Annotated in this window: 22 protein-coding genes; 18 read left to right on the top strand and 4 right to left on the bottom strand. The window is 61.1% G+C overall.

Annotated elements, in window-relative coordinates; all coding sequences use genetic code 11:
- Window positions 1-25: 25 nt before the first annotated feature.
- The 3 genes from ACKAMS_RS03375 (at window position 26) to ACKAMS_RS03365 (ending at window position 2,470) form a co-directional block, all read left to right on the top strand.
- A complete protein-coding gene (locus ACKAMS_RS03375; protein ID WP_232252882.1) occupies window positions 26-1,234 on the top strand; it encodes an MFS transporter in 1,209 nt (402 codons plus the stop codon).
- 102 nt (window positions 1,235-1,336) lie between these two features.
- Complete coding sequence (locus ACKAMS_RS03370; RefSeq protein WP_021331772.1) at window positions 1,337-2,005, top strand: FadR/GntR family transcriptional regulator; 669 nt, start codon at window positions 1,337-1,339, stop codon at window positions 2,003-2,005.
- A gap of 21 nt (window positions 2,006-2,026) precedes the next feature.
- A complete protein-coding gene (locus tag ACKAMS_RS03365; RefSeq protein ID WP_408988598.1) occupies window positions 2,027-2,470 on the top strand; it encodes a hypothetical protein in 444 nt (147 codons plus the stop codon).
- A gap of 93 nt (window positions 2,471-2,563) precedes the next feature.
- Here ACKAMS_RS03365 and ACKAMS_RS03360 read toward each other — a convergent pair whose 3' ends face one another.
- On the bottom strand, window positions 2,564-3,178 hold the full coding sequence (locus tag ACKAMS_RS03360) for a TetR/AcrR family transcriptional regulator (RefSeq protein ID WP_020909395.1): 615 nt from the start codon (window positions 3,176-3,178) through the stop codon (window positions 2,564-2,566).
- Window positions 3,179-3,354: 176 nt separating this feature from the next.
- Between ACKAMS_RS03360 and ACKAMS_RS03355 the strand changes: the two genes are divergently transcribed.
- The 12 genes from ACKAMS_RS03355 (at window position 3,355) to ACKAMS_RS03300 (ending at window position 14,576) form a co-directional block, all read left to right on the top strand.
- A complete protein-coding gene (locus ACKAMS_RS03355) occupies window positions 3,355-4,590 on the top strand; it encodes a sedoheptulose 7-phosphate cyclase (RefSeq protein WP_047889026.1) in 1,236 nt (411 codons plus the stop codon).
- Complete coding sequence (locus ACKAMS_RS03350; RefSeq protein WP_020971052.1) at window positions 4,587-5,615, top strand: 3-oxoacyl-ACP synthase III family protein; 1,029 nt, start codon at window positions 4,587-4,589, stop codon at window positions 5,613-5,615. Before ACKAMS_RS03355 ends, ACKAMS_RS03350 begins: the two co-directional genes overlap by 4 nt.
- 3 nt (window positions 5,616-5,618) lie before the next feature.
- Window positions 5,619-6,812: an MFS transporter gene (locus ACKAMS_RS03345; protein ID WP_408988597.1), complete on the top strand. Its 1,194-nt coding sequence runs from the start codon at window positions 5,619-5,621 to the stop codon at window positions 6,810-6,812.
- 10 nt (window positions 6,813-6,822) lie between these two features.
- On the top strand, window positions 6,823-7,818 hold the full coding sequence (locus ACKAMS_RS03340) for a zinc-binding dehydrogenase (protein ID WP_020909399.1): 996 nt from the start codon (window positions 6,823-6,825) through the stop codon (window positions 7,816-7,818).
- Entirely contained in the window at window positions 7,811-8,632 is an 822-nt protein-coding gene (locus tag ACKAMS_RS03335) for an SDR family oxidoreductase (RefSeq protein WP_019745655.1), read from the top strand. Before ACKAMS_RS03340 ends, ACKAMS_RS03335 begins: the two co-directional genes overlap by 8 nt.
- Window positions 8,629-9,528: an NADP-dependent oxidoreductase gene (locus ACKAMS_RS03330; RefSeq protein ID WP_020909402.1), complete on the top strand. Its 900-nt coding sequence runs from the start codon at window positions 8,629-8,631 to the stop codon at window positions 9,526-9,528. The genes ACKAMS_RS03335 and ACKAMS_RS03330 overlap by 4 nt, the downstream gene beginning before the upstream one ends.
- A complete protein-coding gene (locus tag ACKAMS_RS03325; protein WP_019745657.1) occupies window positions 9,525-10,322 on the top strand; it encodes a VOC family protein in 798 nt (265 codons plus the stop codon). The genes ACKAMS_RS03330 and ACKAMS_RS03325 overlap by 4 nt, the downstream gene beginning before the upstream one ends.
- Window positions 10,319-11,203 carry a TIGR03619 family F420-dependent LLM class oxidoreductase gene (locus ACKAMS_RS03320; RefSeq protein WP_020971055.1) on the top strand — a complete coding sequence of 295 codons (885 nt, stop codon included), beginning with the start codon at window positions 10,319-10,321 and terminating at the stop codon, window positions 11,201-11,203. The genes ACKAMS_RS03325 and ACKAMS_RS03320 overlap by 4 nt, the downstream gene beginning before the upstream one ends.
- A complete protein-coding gene (locus tag ACKAMS_RS03315; RefSeq protein WP_019745659.1) occupies window positions 11,200-11,868 on the top strand; it encodes an HAD-IA family hydrolase in 669 nt (222 codons plus the stop codon). Before ACKAMS_RS03320 ends, ACKAMS_RS03315 begins: the two co-directional genes overlap by 4 nt.
- Window positions 11,865-12,827, top strand: coding sequence for an ROK family protein (locus ACKAMS_RS03310; protein WP_408988596.1), 963 nt, complete (start codon window positions 11,865-11,867; stop codon window positions 12,825-12,827). The genes ACKAMS_RS03315 and ACKAMS_RS03310 overlap by 4 nt, the downstream gene beginning before the upstream one ends.
- A gap of 10 nt (window positions 12,828-12,837) precedes the next feature.
- Entirely contained in the window at window positions 12,838-13,938 is a 1,101-nt protein-coding gene (locus tag ACKAMS_RS03305; protein WP_019745661.1) for an alcohol dehydrogenase catalytic domain-containing protein, read from the top strand.
- Window positions 13,939-14,099: 161 nt separating this feature from the next.
- A complete protein-coding gene (locus ACKAMS_RS03300; protein ID WP_037119881.1) occupies window positions 14,100-14,576 on the top strand; it encodes a hypothetical protein in 477 nt (158 codons plus the stop codon).
- A gap of 13 nt (window positions 14,577-14,589) precedes the next feature.
- Here ACKAMS_RS03300 and ACKAMS_RS03295 read toward each other — a convergent pair whose 3' ends face one another.
- Window positions 14,590-15,363: a DUF4190 domain-containing protein gene (locus tag ACKAMS_RS03295; protein ID WP_408988595.1), complete on the bottom strand. Its 774-nt coding sequence runs from the start codon at window positions 15,361-15,363 to the stop codon at window positions 14,590-14,592.
- 175 nt (window positions 15,364-15,538) lie between these two features.
- On the opposite strand from ACKAMS_RS03295, the gene ACKAMS_RS03290 reads away from it, so the two are divergent.
- The 3 genes from ACKAMS_RS03290 to ACKAMS_RS03280 all read left to right on the top strand — a co-directional run bounded on the left by ACKAMS_RS03290 (window position 15,539) and on the right by ACKAMS_RS03280 (window position 18,366).
- Window positions 15,539-16,246 carry a TetR/AcrR family transcriptional regulator gene (locus tag ACKAMS_RS03290; protein ID WP_047889023.1) on the top strand — a complete coding sequence of 236 codons (708 nt, stop codon included), beginning with the start codon at window positions 15,539-15,541 and terminating at the stop codon, window positions 16,244-16,246.
- On the top strand, window positions 16,239-16,976 hold the full coding sequence (locus ACKAMS_RS03285; RefSeq protein ID WP_047889022.1) for an SDR family oxidoreductase: 738 nt from the start codon (window positions 16,239-16,241) through the stop codon (window positions 16,974-16,976). Before ACKAMS_RS03290 ends, ACKAMS_RS03285 begins: the two co-directional genes overlap by 8 nt.
- A gap of 82 nt (window positions 16,977-17,058) precedes the next feature.
- Window positions 17,059-18,366 (top strand): serine hydrolase domain-containing protein, encoded by a 1,308-nt coding sequence (locus ACKAMS_RS03280; protein WP_408988594.1) that lies wholly within the window; start codon window positions 17,059-17,061, stop codon window positions 18,364-18,366.
- A 19-nt stretch (window positions 18,367-18,385) separates the two neighbouring features.
- Here the strand turns inward: ACKAMS_RS03280 and ACKAMS_RS03275 are convergent, their stop codons facing one another.
- A complete protein-coding gene (locus ACKAMS_RS03275) occupies window positions 18,386-19,222 on the bottom strand; it encodes a DUF1206 domain-containing protein (RefSeq protein WP_019745667.1) in 837 nt (278 codons plus the stop codon).
- Window positions 19,223-19,283: 61 nt separating this feature from the next.
- Window positions 19,284-19,685 carry a hypothetical protein gene (locus tag ACKAMS_RS03270; protein WP_020971062.1) on the bottom strand — a complete coding sequence of 134 codons (402 nt, stop codon included), beginning with the start codon at window positions 19,683-19,685 and terminating at the stop codon, window positions 19,284-19,286.
- Window positions 19,686-19,737: the final 52 nt, after the last annotated feature.

The raw sequence follows: 19,737 nt of genomic DNA, 5'->3' as shown, positions 1-19,737 counted from the left end.
ACCTGAACGAAGGATGCCCAAGGAGATGAAGAAGGGGCAAGTTGCGTTTCTCACCGGCACACACGTCGTGAACGATCTGTACCAGGGGGCTGTGCCTGCACTGTTGCCGTTCATGATGCTGGAACGCGGATATTCCTACTCCGCGGTTGCCGGAATCACGCTCGCCGCGACCGGACTATCCAGTGTCGTGCAACCCGCATTCGGCATGCTGGTCGATCGAAAGAGCCGGAATTGGCTGGTACCCACAGGTTTTGTGACGGCCGCAACGGGAATTGTCGTGGCCGCGATGAGCACCACCTACATCGTTACTTGGCTGGCAATTGCTTTGGCCGGCATCGGCATTGCCGCATACCATCCGCCCGCCACAAATTTGGCACGCGCAGCTGGAGGTCACTCGCAGAAGGCCATGAGCGTGTTCTCCGTGGGCGGCACGTTGGGAGCCTCACTGGCGCCACCGTTCGTCACGCTCGTGGTCGGTTCGCTCGGATTGTCCGGCGGCTACCTGCTCGCAGTTCCTGCAGTGGTAGCGGCTATTTGGTGGATCGTCGCCCAATCACGACCAGCCGGCACGGGCACGGACGCCGAATCAGCCCAATCGTTGAGTTCGCAGCTAGCAGCGAACGGTCCCGTGTCAGATGATTGGCGCTCGTTCACCCGACTCGTGCTGGTAACGGTGTGTTGGTCAATTCCATATGTGACCACGCTGTCGTTGGTCTCACCGTACGTACTCAACGGACTGAACGGATCATCCTCGAGTGCAGCAATCGTGTTGTCCTCCTTCACCTTGGCGGGAGCGGCCGGCACGCTACTGGGCGGAGTCCTCGCGGACCGTCGTGGTCGACGTGCATCCATCCGACTCGGTTACCTGCTTGCCGTACCATCACTGGCATTGCTCGCCGCGGCTCCGAACGTGGCAATTGCCGAACTTGGAATCGTGTGTCTCGGATTCGCGATGTTCTTGCCCTTCGCGCCACAGGTGACGTTGGCGCAGGACTACCTACCGAACCGCCCAGGCACGGCAAGTGGGGTGACACTCGGACTCGCAATGTCATTGGGAGGCATCGCCTCTCCGCTGTTCGGTTACCTGGCAGATCACTTCGGACCGCGCATGGCGATCGGGGCGACAACTGCAGTGCTGTTGGTCGGAGCCGTCATCGCATTCACCTTGCGCGATCGACGCCTCGACCCGGAAGACGAGACGGAGCGCGAACTGGACGTCATCGCCCTTCGATAACCCGACAGACTGCACCGTAGTCTGAAGATTCATCGGAGGACATGAAGTGTCACTCGGTGGGCCGCTCCACGGCGGTTCACCGAGTCAGTCAGGAGCAGACACATGGCAGTGCGCCAGGTCAAGCAGCAGTCACTGGTACAGAAAGCCGCAGACGAACTTGCGCGCCTCATCGGCGACGGCGAGTGGCCGGTCGGGACGAAAATCCCGAACGAGCAGGATCTGAGCACGCTCCTCGGAGTCGGGCGTTCGACCGGCAGGGAAGCCGTGCGTGCACTGATCGCGTCGGGACAGCTCTACTCTCATCAAGGATCCGGCACCTACGTCATGTCCTCGACTCCGGTCACAGAACTCGAGCGAGAACTCAAACGCTCGGACCGCCGCGAAGTTTACGAAGTACGCAGACTTCTGGAAGTGGAAGCGGGCCGCCTGGCTGCCATGCGTCGGACCTCTGCCGACGTCGACCTGTTACGGGCAGCACTCGCAGCCCGTGAAAGTGCTTCGACACCAACAGAATTTGTCGACGCTGACATGGAACTACATCGCGCCGTGGTGAATGCTGCGCACAACAGCGTGTTGTCGATGGTGTTCGATTCATTCATCGAAACGCTCCGCAACTCGGCCCTGGACGTGATCACCGACGTCACGGCACGAAACCCCCAATCCATCGACGACGAAGCCGCTGCCCACCGAGATCTGGTGGAAGCAATCGTCGCGGGTGATGCCGACGCTGCCAGCGCGGCAACGCGCAGGAACATGGACGGGCTCGACTGACCCTCTCTATCGTTGTCAGGCATGACGTCCACATCGCTCCCTCCACGGGGTCTCCGGATCGGTCTGTCCGCCATCGCGTGGCTCAACCTGCTCTCTGCGCTCGTAGGAATGGCGGGCCTGACGATCGGCGGCGGGATGGGCCTGCCTCCGGAGTGGATCGAGGGAACCGTCTTCCCTTCATATTTCTGGCCCGGAATCCTCCTCGGCGTCGTCGTCGGAGGCATCCAAGCCGCCGCGCTCTTCGCTCAGCACAACAGGTTCCGCCTGGCATGGGGCCTGCACGCCGCCGCCGGCCTGACGATGATGATCTGGATCTTCGTCGAAATCGCCATGATCCTCGTCCGGTCGCCGCTGCAAGGCATCTTCTTCACCACTGGATTGGCCCAGACGATCCTCGCCGTTCTCGCACTCGGCGCCTGGCCCCGCCCCTTCCTCCAACGAACCGACAGCCATCACGGTCAGTGACGAATTACATTGGGATAGAAGGTCACTAGGACCGACCTCGATGCTCTCCATCGCCCAATCCAGCTCGACCCCCGACCGTCAACTGAAATCTGTTCAGCCGATGAGGTCTTTCGAGAAGTTCAGCGAGTCGAAGGACCTGTTCGCTACGAGTTCCAATTGCCTCTGTGTTGCACCGTCTCGGGCGCGCTGAGACATGCCTTGGATGACTACACCGATGAACTCGGCAAGGTCCTCGGGATCGGAGTCAGCGGGCATGAGTCCGTTGGCGATATCGGCTGCGATCCTCTGCGACAGCAACACCACGTTGGCATTTCGCATGTCGCGCAATCGGTTTGCTATGTGACTGTTGGCGTCGGTCACGCTGACCGCCGCGCTGATGATCAGACAACCACCCGGACAAGACTCGTCGGTGTAATGGGACGCCGCGTCGTTCAAGAGGCGGCGAATCAATTCGGATGCCTCGCGCTCTTCGGCGAACGCCCGGTCCATGAAGTCGCCGCGAGTCGCGTTGTAGTGATCGACGGCGGCAAAGAACACTCCTTCCTTGCCACCGAAAGCACTGTAGAGACTCGGTGGATTTATCTGCATCGCAGCAGTCAACATGGCAACGGATGTCCCCTCGTAGCCGTGCTCCCAGAAGGCATACATCGCCTTGTCCAAGGCCGCGTCTACGTCGAACTTCCGCCCTTGTCCCGGCACCCCGGCCATGCAACCTCCCAATTCCGCAGCATCTACCGATCCAAATGTGATCTATTCTACTCTTGTAGCGATCACTATGCGAATGTCCTACTGTTCTCCTCGAAAGTTCATTTCGTTCACTGAAGTACCGCCGTACTGCTGACACAGCTCGCGAACGCTCTTTCACACCGTCTAGGGGGATCGACATGCGTAGTGCCGCTTCATTCAAACTGGGTCTCAGCCACAGCGCGGCCACCGATTCGACATGGAAGGTCGAAGCGGTCAAACAGGTCGAGTATCACGTGATTGCCGCACGAAATCTGTTCGCCAAGGACAGCACTCGACTACTCGACGGGTGCAGCGCAGCATCGCTACACCGCGGAGACCGACGCTTGATCATCATCGACGCGAACGTCGACCGAATTCACGGGGATAGAATTCGAGGCTACTTCGAACACCACGGAATACGAGCATCCTTCGTACCGATGCGAGCCGACGAGACGGTCAAAGAGTGGGGTTCTGCGGTGCGGGTGGTCGACGCGATGAACGGATTCGGCATCGACCGACGCAGGGAGCCGGTAATCGCGATCGGCGGGGGTGTTCTACTCGACATTGTCGGTTTCGCCGCGAGCGTCTACCGCCGCGGAACGCCGTACATCCGGGTCCCCACCACACTGATCGGCCTCGTCGACGCCGGGGTCGGCGTCAAGACCGGAGTCAACTACGGCATGGGCAAGAATCGACTGGGGACGTATGCACCGGCCCTGGCAACTTTTGTCGACCGAGCATTCCTGCGTACCCTCGACAACCGACACTTGTCCAACGGCCTTGCCGAGATACTCAAGATGGCCTTGATCAAATCCTTCGACCTCTTCGAACTGCTGGAAATCTTCGGGGAACGATTGATCGATGACAGGTTTCAGGGCTCTTCCGACGAACTCGACACAGCAGCAACACAAGTCATCGCCGAGTCGATCCACCTGATGCTCGAGGAACTGCAGCCCAATCTGTGGGAATCCTGCCTCGAACGCTGCGTCGACTACGGCCACACATTCTCGCCCACGCTCGAGATGGAAGCACTACCGGAACTTCTGCACGGTGAAGCCGTAGCTGTCGACATGGCATTGACGTCTGCACTGGGTTATTTGCGGGGAAGTATCAGTGAAGCTGAACTTGATCGCGTCCTGACTGTAATGAGGCGCCTCGGCCTTCCCACCTGGAACGACGTCTTGTCCACACCGGGCGTCCTCGGCGCCGCATTGGCCGACACAGTGCGTCATCGGGACGGGCGGCAACGGCTGCCTTTGCCGGTCGGGATCGGTGGACACCACTTCGTCAATGATGTCACGATCGACGGAATCAACTCTGCCTCCGCCCTTTTGAACAGGAAGAGCGACGAGCTACGCGTCCGTGAGACGTCGGTGACGAAGGTCGCGTCATGAGGTGGGGCGGCCTCTACATCGAAGGCTTCGGCTCATACCTACCGGACAGGCGGGAACAAGCCTCCGACATGGTGACCGAAGGACGGTTCGATCCCGTCGAACAGCAGAAGACCGGACAGACTTCGGTTGCAGTGTCGGACCCTGATATCGGCGAATCCGCGCCGGAGATGGCAGTCTTCGCAGGCAGAGCTGCGTTGGCCGACAGCGGAATCAGCAGCAACGAAATCGACCTACTCGTGCATGCAGTGGTTCTGCACAACGGCCTGGAGGCGTGGAACTGCGGCGCCTACATTCAGAACGAACTTGGCATCGACGACTGCCTGCCGATCGAGATCCGAACAGCCTGCGCCGGAGCAATCGTCGGAATCGAACTGATCGGCCGCTGGTTCGACGGACACGGCAAAGGCCTGGTAACTGCATCCGACGCTTGGCGTCTCCCCCTGTTCGACCGGTGGAATTCCGACAGCGGTCTCGCCTACGGAGACGGCGCGGCCGCTGCTGTCATCGGCCCGGATCCGGGTCCCTTTCGTATTCTTTCGACTTCCGTAGTCACTGATGCACACCTCGAGCAGATGCACCGCGGGCACGAGCGCACAAGCATGCCTGTCTACGGCACCGCCGACCCGATCGATCTCCGAGCACGGGTGGGGGGCTTCACCGAGACTCACTCCATCGACGAGTTCTGGTCACGCAACGCGGCCGCTCTGTCTCGATGCGCTGAAACAGCTTTGGGTGATGCCGCCACTCATCACGGTGACATCGCCACCTGGATCGTACCGAATTTCGGCAACGTCCTACTCCGCAAACAATGTTTCGAGCCGCTGAAGATCCGCGCCGAGCAGACCTTGGTCGAACTCGGCAGAACCATCGGCCACACCGGTGCTGCCGACCCACTACTGGGCCTCGACCTGCTCCGCCGCAGCAAGGCCCTGCACCCTGGAGACCGGATCATGCTCACCGGCATCGGCGTCGGGTTCACATGGGGATGCGCAGTCGTCGAATACACCGGATACGAGAAGGGATAGGCCATGGTGGTCGAAACTCCGCACGAATTGACGACAACGGCTCGCTCTACCAACGCGAATGCCGCAATAATCTGGATGCTCCTGGCAGTGTTCGGCGTCGGCACTGTCGAATACCTTGTGGCCGGCGTACTTCCGGACATCTCCACCGACCTCGGGGTCAGCACCTCCACAGCCGGACTGCTCGTCACCATCTATGCCGTCACAGTGGTCATCGGTGGCCCTCTACTGACGATCGCTACCACCAGGGTGCCGCGGACACCTCTCATCGCGGCTCTGATGGCTCTCTTCGTCATCGGCAACATCGGAACTGCGCTGGCACCGAACTTCGCAACCATGGTGATATTTCGGATCATCACTGCTCTGCCACACGCGACGTTCTTCGCTCTGTGCCTGGTGCTGGCGACGTCGTTGGTGGCGCCTGAATTCCAAGGGCGTGTGATCGCCCGCGTCACCCTCGGACTGAACCTGGCGACGGTCCTCGGCGTCCCCTTGGGAACTCTCATCGGTACACAACTGGGTTGGCGCTGGTCTTTTGCGATCATCGCCGTTTTCCAACTGCTGGTCACCGCTGCGCTGATCGCCTCGACGCGCAACGCCGCTCCCTCGCACCAGACCGGCAACGTCAGCTCAGAGCTACGGGTGTTCACCCGGGGCCCAGTTCTGTGGGCGATCGGGCTGACCGCTCTCAGTCAGGCAGCGCTTTTCGTGGTGTTCACCTACATCTCGCCGTATCTCACCGAGCATGCCGGCATCTCGGTGTCGACGGTGACGGTGGTGTTGTTCGTATTCGGCGTCGGGTCTGTTGTCGGCAATCAACTCGGTGGTTACTACGCAGACAAGGACCTGAACAAAACGCTGTACATCGCGTTGACCGCGCTCGCGTTGGCACTTCTCGCTCTCTTCGTCTTCGGCGGAACGTCTTGGTTTGCCTTCGCCTGGATGTTCGTACTCGGTGCTACCGGTTTTTCCATTATTCCGCCGCTCGCCTCGAAACTCATCGGTGCTGCAAGCGAAGCCCCGCACCTTGCTGCCACGGTCAACATTGCAGGATTCCAACTTGCGAATGCTGCCGGCGCGTGGATCGGCTCGATCGCTCTGTCCGGCGGCAACAGCGTTGCAGTCCTGCCTGCTATCGGGGCAGTCCTCGCGGCGGGCGCAGTACTGCTGCTGTTCGTCGGTGCACTGCTCGGAGCGTGACGTGAAAGCCATGAGAGCTGCGATGATCGACGCTCCCCGTTCCGTGTCGATCGTGACGATCGACCGTCCCAACTGCGGGCCTGACGATGTCGTCGTCAAGGTTGCCTATGTCGGTCTGTGCGGTACGGATCTGGAGTTGTTGCACGGCACGTCGTCATACCTCACTGATGGCCTTACGTCGTTTCCGCATCACTTCGGGCACGAATGGGTGGGCACCGTAGAGCAGACCGGCCCGAATATTCACGATCTGTCGGCGGGTGACGTAGTCACCGGGAGCACGATGATTTTCTGCCAGGCGTGTTCGGCCTGCGGGGCCGGACGACGCAACCAATGCTCCGATCTGCGTGAGGTCGGGCTATACGAACATCCTGGTGCCGCAGCCGAATTCCTCCGCATGCCGCGGCGCACGGTCGTTTCACTCGGTCGCGTCACAGTCGAACCGGAGCACGTTCTCATCGAGCCGCTCGTGACGGTGCTCGAGGCGCTCGACGCTGCTTCGGTGTCGCCGGGTGATCGGGTTCTCGTCGTCGGCGCGGGCACGATCGGCAGCTTGTCCATCGCCATGCTGAGTCGATACCCGATCACCGTCGACGTTCTCGAACCCCGGTCGATCGAACACCTCGACTCCGGCACCGTCACACACAGTTTCACCGATGCCACACACCTGACCGGGCAGTACGACGTGGTCGTGGAGGCGTCTGGCGGCGCCGGTGCGCTGGGTACCGCCGTAGGCGTTCTCCGTCCGGGAGGCAAGTGCATCCTCGTAGGCGTCGCGGCGCACACGGAATCGATCGATCCCGGAGCGGTTGCGCTGGCCGGCATTTCGATCATCGGAGTACGTCACGGGGTAGATCACTACCGCCGAGCCGCGGAACTGTTCCCGCTGATTCGCCCGGCATTGACCGCATTGATCGACAGTGTGGTTCCTCTGACCGAAGCACAGTCCGCATTCGATCGTCTCGAAGGCCACAGGACACGGCCGAAGGTGGTGATCTCTGTTGAGTGAGCTCGAATACACAGTGATAACCGGAGCGAGTAGTGGTATCGGCCGGGCAATCGCGCTCGCGCTTGCGAAAGAGGGTCACAACCTCGTCCTCGGATACGGCAATGGTCTCGATCGCATCGCACGGTTGGTGAGCGAACTAAATGCGCAGTTCCGCATCGACGTCGTTCCCCTGCAACTGGACCTGCGCAATGCCGAATCGACAGTCGACGCCGTTCTGAGATGCACAGATGAACTGGGTGAGATCCACTGCCTGGTAAACAATGCCGGAATCAACGATCGATCACCCGCAGATGCACTCGCCATCGATCGAATGCGCGAGGTCATGGCCGTCAATTCGATCACCCCACTTGCGTTGGCCTCGTCGGTGGGGCGCCGGATGATCGCGCGAGGTATCGCAGGATCGATCGTCAACATCACATCGATCCATGACACGGTCCCCATCACCGGCGGTGCAATCTACTGCGCCAGCAAGGCCGCATTGGCGGCGTCGAGTCGTGTCCTCGCCCTCGAATTCGCGCCCCACGGAGTGCGCGTCAATTCCGTCGCACCGGGAGAAACCGCCACCGCGATGAACGGCATCGATGACGAATCCTCGTATGCGGACATCGATCGCCCCGCTATCCCGTTGGGGCGTCCGGCCGGTGTGCACGAGGTCGCAGCAGCCGCGGCGTTCCTCGCCGGGTCCGGTTCGAGCTATCTCACGGGGACCACCGTTACCGTCGACGGCGGACTGGTTCTGACTGCAGCCGAAGCGAATGCCCGCTACGCCGTCGATCATTCTCCAACGCAAGGTCTCATGAAAGGAATCGCATGAAAGCCATCGCAATCGAAGCCACCGGCGACCCAAGCGTTCTCACTCTCACCGAGGTTGACGAGCCGACATCCGGCCCCGGAGACGTCACTGTTTCCGTTGCAGCCGCTGCCGTCAACCCTGTCGATCTGAAGACCCGTTCGGGGTTCTTGCCCATCGAGTTGCACTTCCCAGCCGTATTGGGATGGGACGTCTCCGGAACTGTTATCGCAGTCGGATCCGCGGTAACACGCTTCACGCCAGGAGACCGCGTCATCGGAATGATCGCGCAACCGGCACACCGCTACGGAACCTATGCCGAACGCGTCACCGCCGACCAGTCCTTGTTCGCACCCGCTCCGTCGAACGTCACCCTCGAGCACGCTGCTGCGATCCCACTCGCAGCGCTCACCGCTGTGCAATGCCTCGAGAAACTCGACCTTGCACCAGAATCCACGGTGTTGGTGACCGGTGCTGCCGGCGCGGTGGGCCGAATAGCGTCGGCGCTGCTGATCTCGCGGGGACACCGCGTCGAAGCCCTCGCTCGCGAGAGCGACACTGACGAACTCTTGGCCCTCAGCCTCAGCCGGGTCATAGCGAGTCCCGTCGACCTGCCGCAGAAGGAGTACGACGCCATCGTCGACACGGCGGGTATTGCCGAATCCGTCGACAGTGTGCGAGACGACGGCGCCTTCATCTCCATCGACGACAACGAGCAACCCGCACCGCAACGTGGAATCACACCGGCGAAAAGCTATGTCGACGAGGACGGCTCGGGCCTCGAATCATTCGCCGAACTGGTATCGACCGGTTCGGTCACCGTCCCTGTCGCCCGAACATTCCGGTTCGACGAAGCACCCCAAGCCCACGCTCTGCTGGCCGCGGGCGGAACCCGAGGAAAGGTACTGCTGATCCCATGACCGTGACCGCGAATGTCGAAGATGCCTTGTCCACAGTCGGTGTCACCGTTCCCGATGCGGACGCCGCCGCCAACTTCTTCGCTTCACTCCTGGGTGCGAACCGCGTCGTAAGATACCCCGGACGTGTCTCCGTACCGATCGGATTGTCGGGGGTCGTGGATTTCGTATCAGCGGATTGGCCCCATCAACCCCCACCGCGGTTGGTCGACATCGGTACCAACCATCTCTGCTTCACTGTCGGCGATATCGAACTCGCTGTGAGCTACCTTGATTCGCGAAGCGACGTGACAGTCCTCGGCGACGTGATCGAGGTACCCGAGGGTCCGATTGCGGGCAACAAGTGGGTGTACTTCCGGTCGCCGTGGGGCGATCTCTTCGAACTTCAGCAGTGGCCCGAGGAGCCGGGATACTTCCACGAGACCCAGGCCCGACTCCACCACAGACGAGAGGACATCGCGTCAGCCCTTCTCCCGACCTGCCGCGGTTTGGATCACACGGGCTACAGCGTCCCGGACCTCGACGCCGCGATAGCGCGTCTGGTGACCGCCCATTCGGGAACCGAGGTGCTCCGCACCGACATCGCAGCGGATCGCGGGTTCATGACGGCACAGTTCGATCTCGACGTCGAAGGAACGTCCCGGATGGCGATGGTATCCGTCGGCGACTTGAACATCGAGTTGTTCGAGCACCACATCGGCCGGCAGGAGGCCCCTCGCCCTTTGACCGCCAACGGGGGAAACTTCCTGACGTTCCGCCACGGGGGCGCCGCGCGACTGATTCCGAGTTCGCTGTGAAGTACGGAATCAATCTCCCCAACTTCGGGCCGCAGATCGACCCCGAGGGGATTCTCGCGTGGGCCCGGACAGCGGAAGCTGCCGGATTCGACAATGTCCTACTCTCGGATCACGTGGTGTTGACCGACGACGCGAATCGCCGCTCTCCCGCTCCGTTTTACGAGTGCCTGGCCACGCTGTCCTGGCTCGCAGCGGGTACCGAGTCGATTCGCCTGGGCAGCGGCGTGCTGATCGGCAGTCACCGACACCCGGCCCACCTCGCCCACGCGACCGCGACGATTGATCGACTCAGCGGCGGACGGTTGATCGTGGGCATCGGGGTCGGCTGGACTGCACAGGCTTTCGACGTCCTCGGCGTTCCGTTCACACGTCGAGGCCGACTGACGGATACCACTCTCGAAACCCTGATCGCAGCGTGGACGTCGGAGACATACGACGCACCGGGCTCGGCCGGAACACATCGCGTGCACAACGGACCTCTACCGCTGCAGCAACCACACCCTCCGTTGTGGATCGGCGGCAACGGACCCGCTGCGATCGACCGAACCAACAGATTAGGCACTGCATGGCACCCATTGCACCCTACCCGGGGCCTATGCATCGCTGGAGTCGCTTCACTCGCCCCCGGGCGTGAGTTCGTCCCCCGCATCTACTTTCTCCCCACCGAAAGATCTGTCGAATCACCAGACCGTCCACTCGGGTACGGAACCATCAACCAGATACGTGCCGACATCGATTTTCTGTCTGAGATCGGTGCACAGACGATTGTGCTCGATACCGATCCTGGCGACCAGCGACTGCGCCGCTCAACCGACCACGATCTCGATCTGATTCGCATTGCCGGCGAAAGTTTGGGAATGAGTCGGGTGGCCGTCTTATGACTCTGCGGCCCAGCTTGATTCGACAATCCATTTCGACCTCGGCACTGCTGTTCGACATGGACGGAACCCTCGTCGATTCGCAGGCGTCGATCGAGGCTGTCTGGTTCGAATTCGCGGACCGGCACGGCGTTGATCGGGCGGTGGTAGCGCAGGCACTTCCAGGCCGCATCGCTTCCGACATCATCGTTCGGGTTCTCGGTAATCGAGCAAACGTCGAATCCGAACTGAACTGGATCAGGCAAAGCGAAGAGCAGAACTCGCATCCAGTTCGCGCCATCGCCGGCGCCAAGGACTTTCTGGCGTCTGTGCCCCGGGAGCAATGGGCGATTGTCACGTCGGCCCCTCGATCGATGATGGTGCGAAGGCTCACTGAAGCGGGCCTCCCGCTTCCACACGCGTCGGTATGCGCTGAGGACGTGCGCGCCGGCAAGCCAGATCCCGAGGGCTTTCTTGCAGCGGCGGCGCGCTTGAAGGTTTCCGCCGACTCCTGCACCGTATTCGAAGACTCCTCGGCCGGCATGGCTGCTGCGGCCGATTCCGGCGCATCATGCGTTGCAATCGGAGCCGAGCCCGGACGAAACCTTTTGAGAGTGAATAATTTTACTTCACTACGACTCTCCCGAGAGAGATCGGAGCTCGTAATCGACGTGGTACCGGAACTATGACGGATACCGTATCGGTCGATCTGGGAGGTACGTGGCTACGCATCCGCAGCGGTGAGCGAACCGAACGGCTGCCATCGCCCAGCGTGCTCCGGCAACCGTCTGCCACTCCCGATAAACTCCTGCGCGAGCTGATCGAGACACTGGATCGATATCTACCGCCGGGTGCCGCAGTGAACATGGCGTGCGGGGCCGCGCTCGACGAACAGAAGGGCGTCGCCCATGGATCCGGCCCATTGTGGGGCGGCACTCCTGCCGGTGAGATTCCGTTGCTGCGCCTCCTCGAATCCCACCGCCCGGACGTTCGATGGACACTCGTGAACGACGTGACGGCAGGGTTGGCGTCATTCGCTCGTGGGTTTACACGTCCCACCGATCGGCGCATCGCCTACCTCACCATCAGCAGCGGGATCGCACTGCGGATAGCTGATGCAAGAGAGCGAGTGATTCCAGTGGACGCATTGGGGTTGCAAGGTGAGGTCGGCCACCTTCGTGCAGTGACGTCGGGGCCGGATACAGTGCGACAGTTGCCCTGCGCATGTGGAGGCATCGGACATGTCGCGGCGATCTCGTCCGGCTCGGCGTTGGCTGCTGTCGCCTCGGCTCTCGAATTGCCCTATGACAGAGATTCGTTCGGTCCAGCACTCGAGTCAGGCGCCCCTGGTGCATCACTTCTGTTGAGCGTGGTCGTCGAGCCGATCGCCGAGCTGGTCAGAACGATGATCGCCCTCGATCCACGACTGGATCGCATCGGGATCGGTGGCGGGCTCGCCGAAGGTCTGTCCGAGATATACGAGAGGGAACTTTGTTCCCAACTCGCCTCGGTGCGATCGTACGCGGACACGTCACTGACTCCCGAGAGAATCCGTAAGACGATATACCTGTGCCGTCCTCACGACATCGACACCCTGTCCGGTGCCGACGATATTGCCGCCGGTCGCCTCCGCGTAAGCAAGCTGTGAAAGAGGATTCATGACAACGCAACTCACCCATCGCGCAATCGTGAGAAGGGGCAGTCGGTCGAGCGTCGAAAAGCGGCCGACTCCAACTCCCGGACCCGGCGAACTTCTCGTCGCCCCCGAGAAAGTCAGCCTGTGCGGGACTGACATTCAGATTGTGCGCGGAGACAGGGACGACCCCTCGCCCATCGTCGGCCACGAAGGCGCTACCCGCGTCGTCGAAGTGGGCGACGGCGTCACCGGCTTCGAGGTAGGTGATCGAGTCGTGGTCAACCCGACGCATCCGCATGATTCATCGTTTCTTCTCGGCCACAACGTCGAGGGGTTGTTTCAACAACGCGTCATCATCGGCGTGCCCGCGGTGAGTGGAGGGTTGGTCACGCCGTTGCCACTGGAACTTTCCAGCGCACGCGCTACTCTCGTCGAACCGTACGCCGTCGTCAGGTATGCGCTCTCCTGCCTCTCCCGTGAGTCACCGGGGACGCTGCTCATTTTCGGCGACGGTCTCATCGGAAATCTGGCTGCGGCCCTCGCACCCTCCGTTCTCTTCCCAACCGTCCGAGTAGTAATGGTCCACCGCACCGAACTCGGCATGGAGTGGACGACAAATCACTTTCCATCCGTGGTCAACTCGCTCGCTACCGAGAACTGGGTACGCGAAACCACAGGCTCGGTCGCCGTGCTGGTCGCGACTCACCGCGCCGGCACAGTAGCGTCGATCGACACCGCTCTGGAACGCCTCGGCGATCGAGTTGTCTCCGTGCATCCGATTGGTGGAGTGCCGGCCAAGGCCACGTCCGATTTGTTACCCGGGGTGGACATCGCCGGGGTGCGACAAGCCAACACGGGTGGACCGACACCACCCGCGATCACGACGTTCACCAGGGGCTCTCTGCGCGTTGCCTTGACGGGCAACAGAGGAGTCACGAACCACCAACTCGCCTCCGCTGCAGCTGCATTGACGAGCGCCGACGACACGATCGACACGCTACTCACACACCAACTCGGCATCGATGAGGGCACCGCATTGATGAACGTGATCTGCGAGAAACGGACCCGAGAGGTGGACGGCGAGTTGGTGATTCGATTGGTGGTGAATCTTGCGGGTCATTGAAGGTATTTGATCCGACGAACTCGGGGAACAACCAGCCAAGACCTCCCGCCCGAGATCCCCCACGGACTCGCATTGCTAATGTTGATGACGTGTTTGCCACGGGACCCAACGCGCTGACGGTAAAAGGCCAACCGACGCTTCAACACATAGATTTCACCTTTTTGGATTCTTTTCGATTTCCCGACCGGCAGGGCTTCCCCGATTCATATCGCGCATTCATCCGGCGCGCAGGGTGGGCGCGGACCTTCGGACTCTGGCTCATCTATCCGCCCGTCCTTCCCGGATTTGCCGACGGCTGGCAAGGGCGCGCCCGCAACCTCACCGCTCATCTTCATTCGGTCTACACAGAAGGACAGGATGACGAGTTCGATTGGATGATCGAACCCGACGGCGATTGGTCACTCCCCGACTCGCTGCAGGTTTTCGGATGGAGCGAAAACGGTGACGCCCTCCTGTGGGACACAGCATCACGCGACACCGACGGAGAGTTTCCGGTTTGGGAATCGCGATCGTTCAACTCCCTCCACCGCCTCGGCGGGAGCCTCTACGAAGCACTTCCGTCCATTCGCACCCGGACGGCGAGCCTGTTCGGACCCCGCGCCTACGACATCGAGCCACTCCAGCCCACCCAACTCTGACGCGCGACCCAAATTATCGAAAGGCCGCGGGCACAGCCACTAGTACGACACCTACGATGACGACCAGCGACAGATAGCCGAGAACGAGGCCGGCCACTGCCAATCCGCGCCCACTTTCGCCGGAACGGCGAATCTGGTTCAGCGACACATGGCCCACGGGAATAGCAAGAACCCCACCGAAGATTCCAAGTACCAGTGCGACGATGGCCAAGGCATTCGTACCGCCGACCACCCCTGGCGGCGGCGACACCACCTGCCTGACAGGCCCGAATGCCGAACGAAGGCTCCTCCCTAACAGCAGCGCCCCGACCATATACAGCGACAGTCCCGCCACTGATCCGGCTACCCAGGCTCCACGAAACGCCGGCCCGTCGACGTCGAGGATCCTCCCCGCCGCCCTTACCCCGGATCCTGCTGCACCAACCGCGATACTCAAATTCACTGCGCCAGGAAGAACGGCAAGCAAGGCAATAGCACCGATACCAAGCGAGAATGCCGGGCCACCTCGGCGCCGCCACGCCAACGAACTCATCAGCGCTGCGAACAAAGTCACAGCAATGCCTAAAAGCCCAGTCACAAATCCGACAACGACTCCCGTCTCGAAGTCCCCACCTAGATGACGAGCAACCCACTGTGCCCAGGCCCGTGCGAATGGCGGCCCGAGCGTCAGCGAGGCAACGACCGTTGCAACCGCAACACACGCCACGACACTGATGACCCGCAGAATCCACCCCAGATAACCGGAATGCGAATTATTGTGCGCAACAGTAGTTTCCGAGTCGATCACCAGGATTCCTTCGTTCAGAGTGTGACAACAGAACGGCTCTAGCCGTCACTCCACACAGAACCGTGGCCGGACCGGCTCACTTATCTGATCAAGTTCTGGTGCCTGTGTCTGTAGTTCGTTCGCACGACCAAACCGGTGATAGCAACGATTACACATTTGTGTTAGCGTTGTTTTCATGAGTTCGAGAGCAAAGATTCTGGCCGCAGCAACCGAGTTGCTCAACACCTCCCCCAACGGTGACATCTCCACCCGTGCCGTGTGCGAGATGGCCGGCGTCGGCGCCCCCGCGCTCTACCGTCAGTTCGGCGACAAGGACGGACTGCTCGCAGCCGTCGTCGAGGCAGGATTCTCCGAATACCTCGAAGGCAAACGCGCTGCGACACCTTCCGATGACCCAGTTGCCGATCTACGGGCCGGCTGGGATGCGCATACAGCCTTCGCGCTCGCACATCCCGCTCATTACCGACTGATGCACTCACCTTCCGCCCAGAGTGCCGACACCGCCTTGCAAGCCCAGGCGCTACTTCGATCCGTTCTCGAACGATGCGCTGCGGCAGGCGTTCTGACCGTATCGGTCGACGTGGCTACGCAGATGGTGATGTCCGCCAATGCGGGTGTCGCTCTGATGCTCGTCGTAAGGCCGGAACAGTACCCCGATCCGACGCTGTCACAGCGAGTTCGCGACGGAATCTTCGCGTCCATCATCGACGAATCCGACGCCCACCCGGACGCCTCCCTCAACAGAGTTGCATCCACTCTCGACGCCCAACTCGCCGCCGCAGATTCAACTTCCCTCTCCACCAACGAAGTCGGCCTACTACGGGAGTGGCTCCGCAAGCTGTCCGATGCAACCAAACCAGTTCAGGAGTTACATCATGACTGACACCACCACCCGCGTCGCCATCGTCACCGGAGCTTCCGGCGGCATCGGGCGAGCGACTGCCGAGAAGCTCGCCGCCGACGGAATGGCTGTCGCCGTGCACTATTCAGGAAATCTTCAACGCGCCCAGGAAACAGTTGACACCATCGTCGCAGCGGGCGGTCGCGCCATCGCGGTGCATGCCGACGTCGCCGACGAAGGTGAAGTCGGGGCCCTGTTCGATACGGTCGAGGAGGAGTTCGGGGGCATCGACGTCGTCGTCCATGCAGCCGGAATCATGATTCTCTCCACCGTCGCAGAACTGAACTTCGACGATTTCGATCGGATGCATCGGATCAACGTCCGAGGGACCTTCGTGGTCGACCAGCAGGCAGCCAGACGTGTCCGACGCGGTGGTGCGATCATCAATTTCTCCACCTCCGTGAAGAAGCTGGCGTTTCCGACTTATGCCGCGTACGCCGCCACCAAAGGTGCTGTCGACGCGATCACTCTGGTTCTCGCGAAAGAGCTACGGGGACGCGATATCACGGTCAACGCCGTAGCCCCAGGCCCCACGGCCACCGATCTATTCCTTGACGGGAAAGACGAAGCTACAGTGGAGAACCTGTCCAAGCTGGCTCCCCTGGAACGCCTCGGCACACCGGCGGACATCGCGGAGGCTGTCGCGTTTCTCGCCGGCCCAGCTCGTTGGGTCAATGGCCAGGTCATCTACGTCAACGGCGGCGTGATTTAGCAAAACCATCGTCTAAGGAGCACACCTTGGCAATTCCGACAAAACAGTCAAACCAGTCGACTTTGGTTGTAATGTGCAAACAATGGAAAACCAGGATCGAGGGTCCGCCCGGACGTCACGACGACAGTTCATCAGCGTTGCAGGACTGGCGGCAACCGCCGTCATAACCCTCGCGACCTCCTCGACCGCCAGCGCCGCCGGCCCCACGGCACCCAATCCAGGTTCGCGGGTCGGCGATCCTGCGGAAGCCCAAGCGGTACAGCGCGTCGCAGAGACACTGCTGAACAGCGGAGTCCCCGGTCTTGCCTTCGCCATCGTCAAACCGGATGAGAAGAACCGCAAAGCGAGTGTCACCACTACGTACCACTACGGCCAGGCCGACGTCGAAAACGGCGTGAGAGTCACTCCACGAACGCAATTCGAGATCGCCTCGGAGACCAAGACCTTCACGGCTGCACTACTGGCGAAACTGATCGCTCGGGGAGAAGTCGGATTGGACGACCTGGCGAGCAAGTACTCGGATGGCAACCTGCTGCCAAAAGGCAGCGGTGGCGAGGAGATCACGCTTCGCCAACTGGTCACCCACCGTTCCGGTCTTAGCGACGACCCACCCAATCTCTCGGCTGGGTGCGCAGATCCCACACAATCGTGTGTGGACGAGAAAGCGAAGTACACGAGAGACATGCTCTGGGAAGGACTCCGGGCTACCGGGGCCTTGGAGTTCGCCCCCGGTAGCCACTGGCTGTACTCGGACTTCGGGTTCGGACTGCTCGGCACACTCATGGCAGACAAGATCATTCCGGGACAGGAGAAGCCGCCTTTCGCGGCAGCAGTCGCCCGCGAAATCACCGACCCGCTCGGGATGATGGGTACCGTGATCGAGACCAAAGCAACCGACCTGGCCGTTCCGTACTACCTCGACGGCACAAGAGCCACTCTGTGGAACAACACGGGTGCGATCGCAGGCGGGGGTGGCCTCGTCAGCACCGCCGAGGACATGTCGATCTGGGCCGCAACAACTCTCGGCTATGGCAACAACCCGCTCAAACCGGTCCTCACCTCGATGCTCGAGCAGATCGACACGCAAGCTCCGGAGAATCCTGCATTCGGAATGGGAATGGCGTGGCAGCTCCAACCCCCGACGCCGAACTTCCCACAACGGTTCGCCAAGAAGAACGGAGACAGCTCGGGATCCAACTGCATCACCCTGTTGGTTCCCGACAGCGGCTGGTCGATCACGATTCTGGCGAACGGTGGAAATGCGGCAATGATCGACCCTGCAGCAGTGAACCTGATGCATGATCTGGTTCCGAGACGACCGATATTCGGTAGCTCGACGGGAAGTTCGTCGGGCAGCGACGCCGGTTTCCAGACCGGGTCATTCGGATAGACCCACTTACCCGCGGGCGCTACATCTTCGTCGAGCGTGCCATCACGAAGCAGTAGAGCCCGTAGGTGATGATGCCCAATCCGGCAAGGATCAGCAGGGCCACTCCGTACGGCTGCGCACCCAGCGTCTTGAACGCTCCGTCGAGTCCGGAGGACTTGCCGGGTTCGGAACTGTTGACCGCGAGAAGAACCAGAACGCCGACAGCAGCGATGGCCAAGCCCTTGGCGACGTACCCGACGGTTCCGAGTCGGCGCACGAAGTTGCTGGGTGTGCCTTTCAAATCATCCAGGAAGTTCTGGCTCGCGCCCTTGTACACGTGGTAAACACCAACAGCGATGATCGCGATCCCACCGATCACCAATGCGATAGTCCCCAGCGTGTTCTCCATCAAACGCGCCGTGATTCCCGCACTCTGACCGCTGCTGGACTTCCCGCTTCCGCGGGCGAATCCGAATGCAGTGAAAGCAAAACCGAAATAGACGAGCGAAATGCCCAGAGCCTTTGCACGGTTGAAGAACTCCTTCTTCTTGTCGTCCGAGGACGGCGACGACGAGCTCCCCAACGCAGCTTCGGCCAATCTCCACAACGCCATGGCAAGGAAGGCCACGACGCCGACCCACAGAGCGAAGACACCCCCTGGTTTTCCTGCCAACTCGGCCATCGCACCCGATTGGTCCGCAGACCCGGATCCACCGAGAGCAAGGCGGATCGCGATATATCCGATCAGCAGATGAACCACGCCGCTGACGACAAATCCTGCGCGGGCAAAGCGCTCGAAGACATTGTTCTGTGCGACGTCAGCCGCCGTGGACGTGACACTTTTCTGGTCCTGCGGTGACGATTCTTTGTTCATCATGATCGTCGAACCATATACGGGCAGACGCTTCCCTCGAACGCCTGCATCAAGTGTTTCGAGATCAAGGGTTTCGAGGGTTCTGATCCGGCGTCGACCGCGGTTCTTCGGGGTTGGGAACCTTGGGGTCGATCGTGTCTGCATGATCTCGTTGCTGGTTCAGTTCCTCGCGAGAGCTCGTCGCCTCTTTCCGATGTTGCGCTGCATGATGTTGCAGCGCAGACGCTTCCGCCGCTTTGGCGTCGGCCTCTGCCTGCACCATGCGCGCTTTGGCTGCTGTCTCTTCTGCCCGCGCCTCGCGCTCGCCTACTTGCAGCGACTTGTCTGCGACGTCTTCGCGGATCTGTTCTGCCTCGATGTGACGACGCTCGTCGCGCCTGTTTCGCGCCACCCACAGGAGTGCGGCCACGATCGCTATCACCACGACCACGGCAACAATTATCCAGATAATGCTGCTGGTACTCATACTGCGAGAGGTACCCACCTGGGACTTTCTCACACGCAGGCAAAGAAATACG

This window comes from Rhodococcus sp. 5A-K4 (genome assembly GCF_046097995.1).
GTDB classification, from domain to species: domain Bacteria; phylum Actinomycetota; class Actinomycetes; order Mycobacteriales; family Mycobacteriaceae; genus Rhodococcus_F; species Rhodococcus_F erythropolis.
The sequence above is the reverse complement of the archived record's forward strand: the minus strand, read 5'-3'. Positions and strand labels throughout refer to the sequence as shown.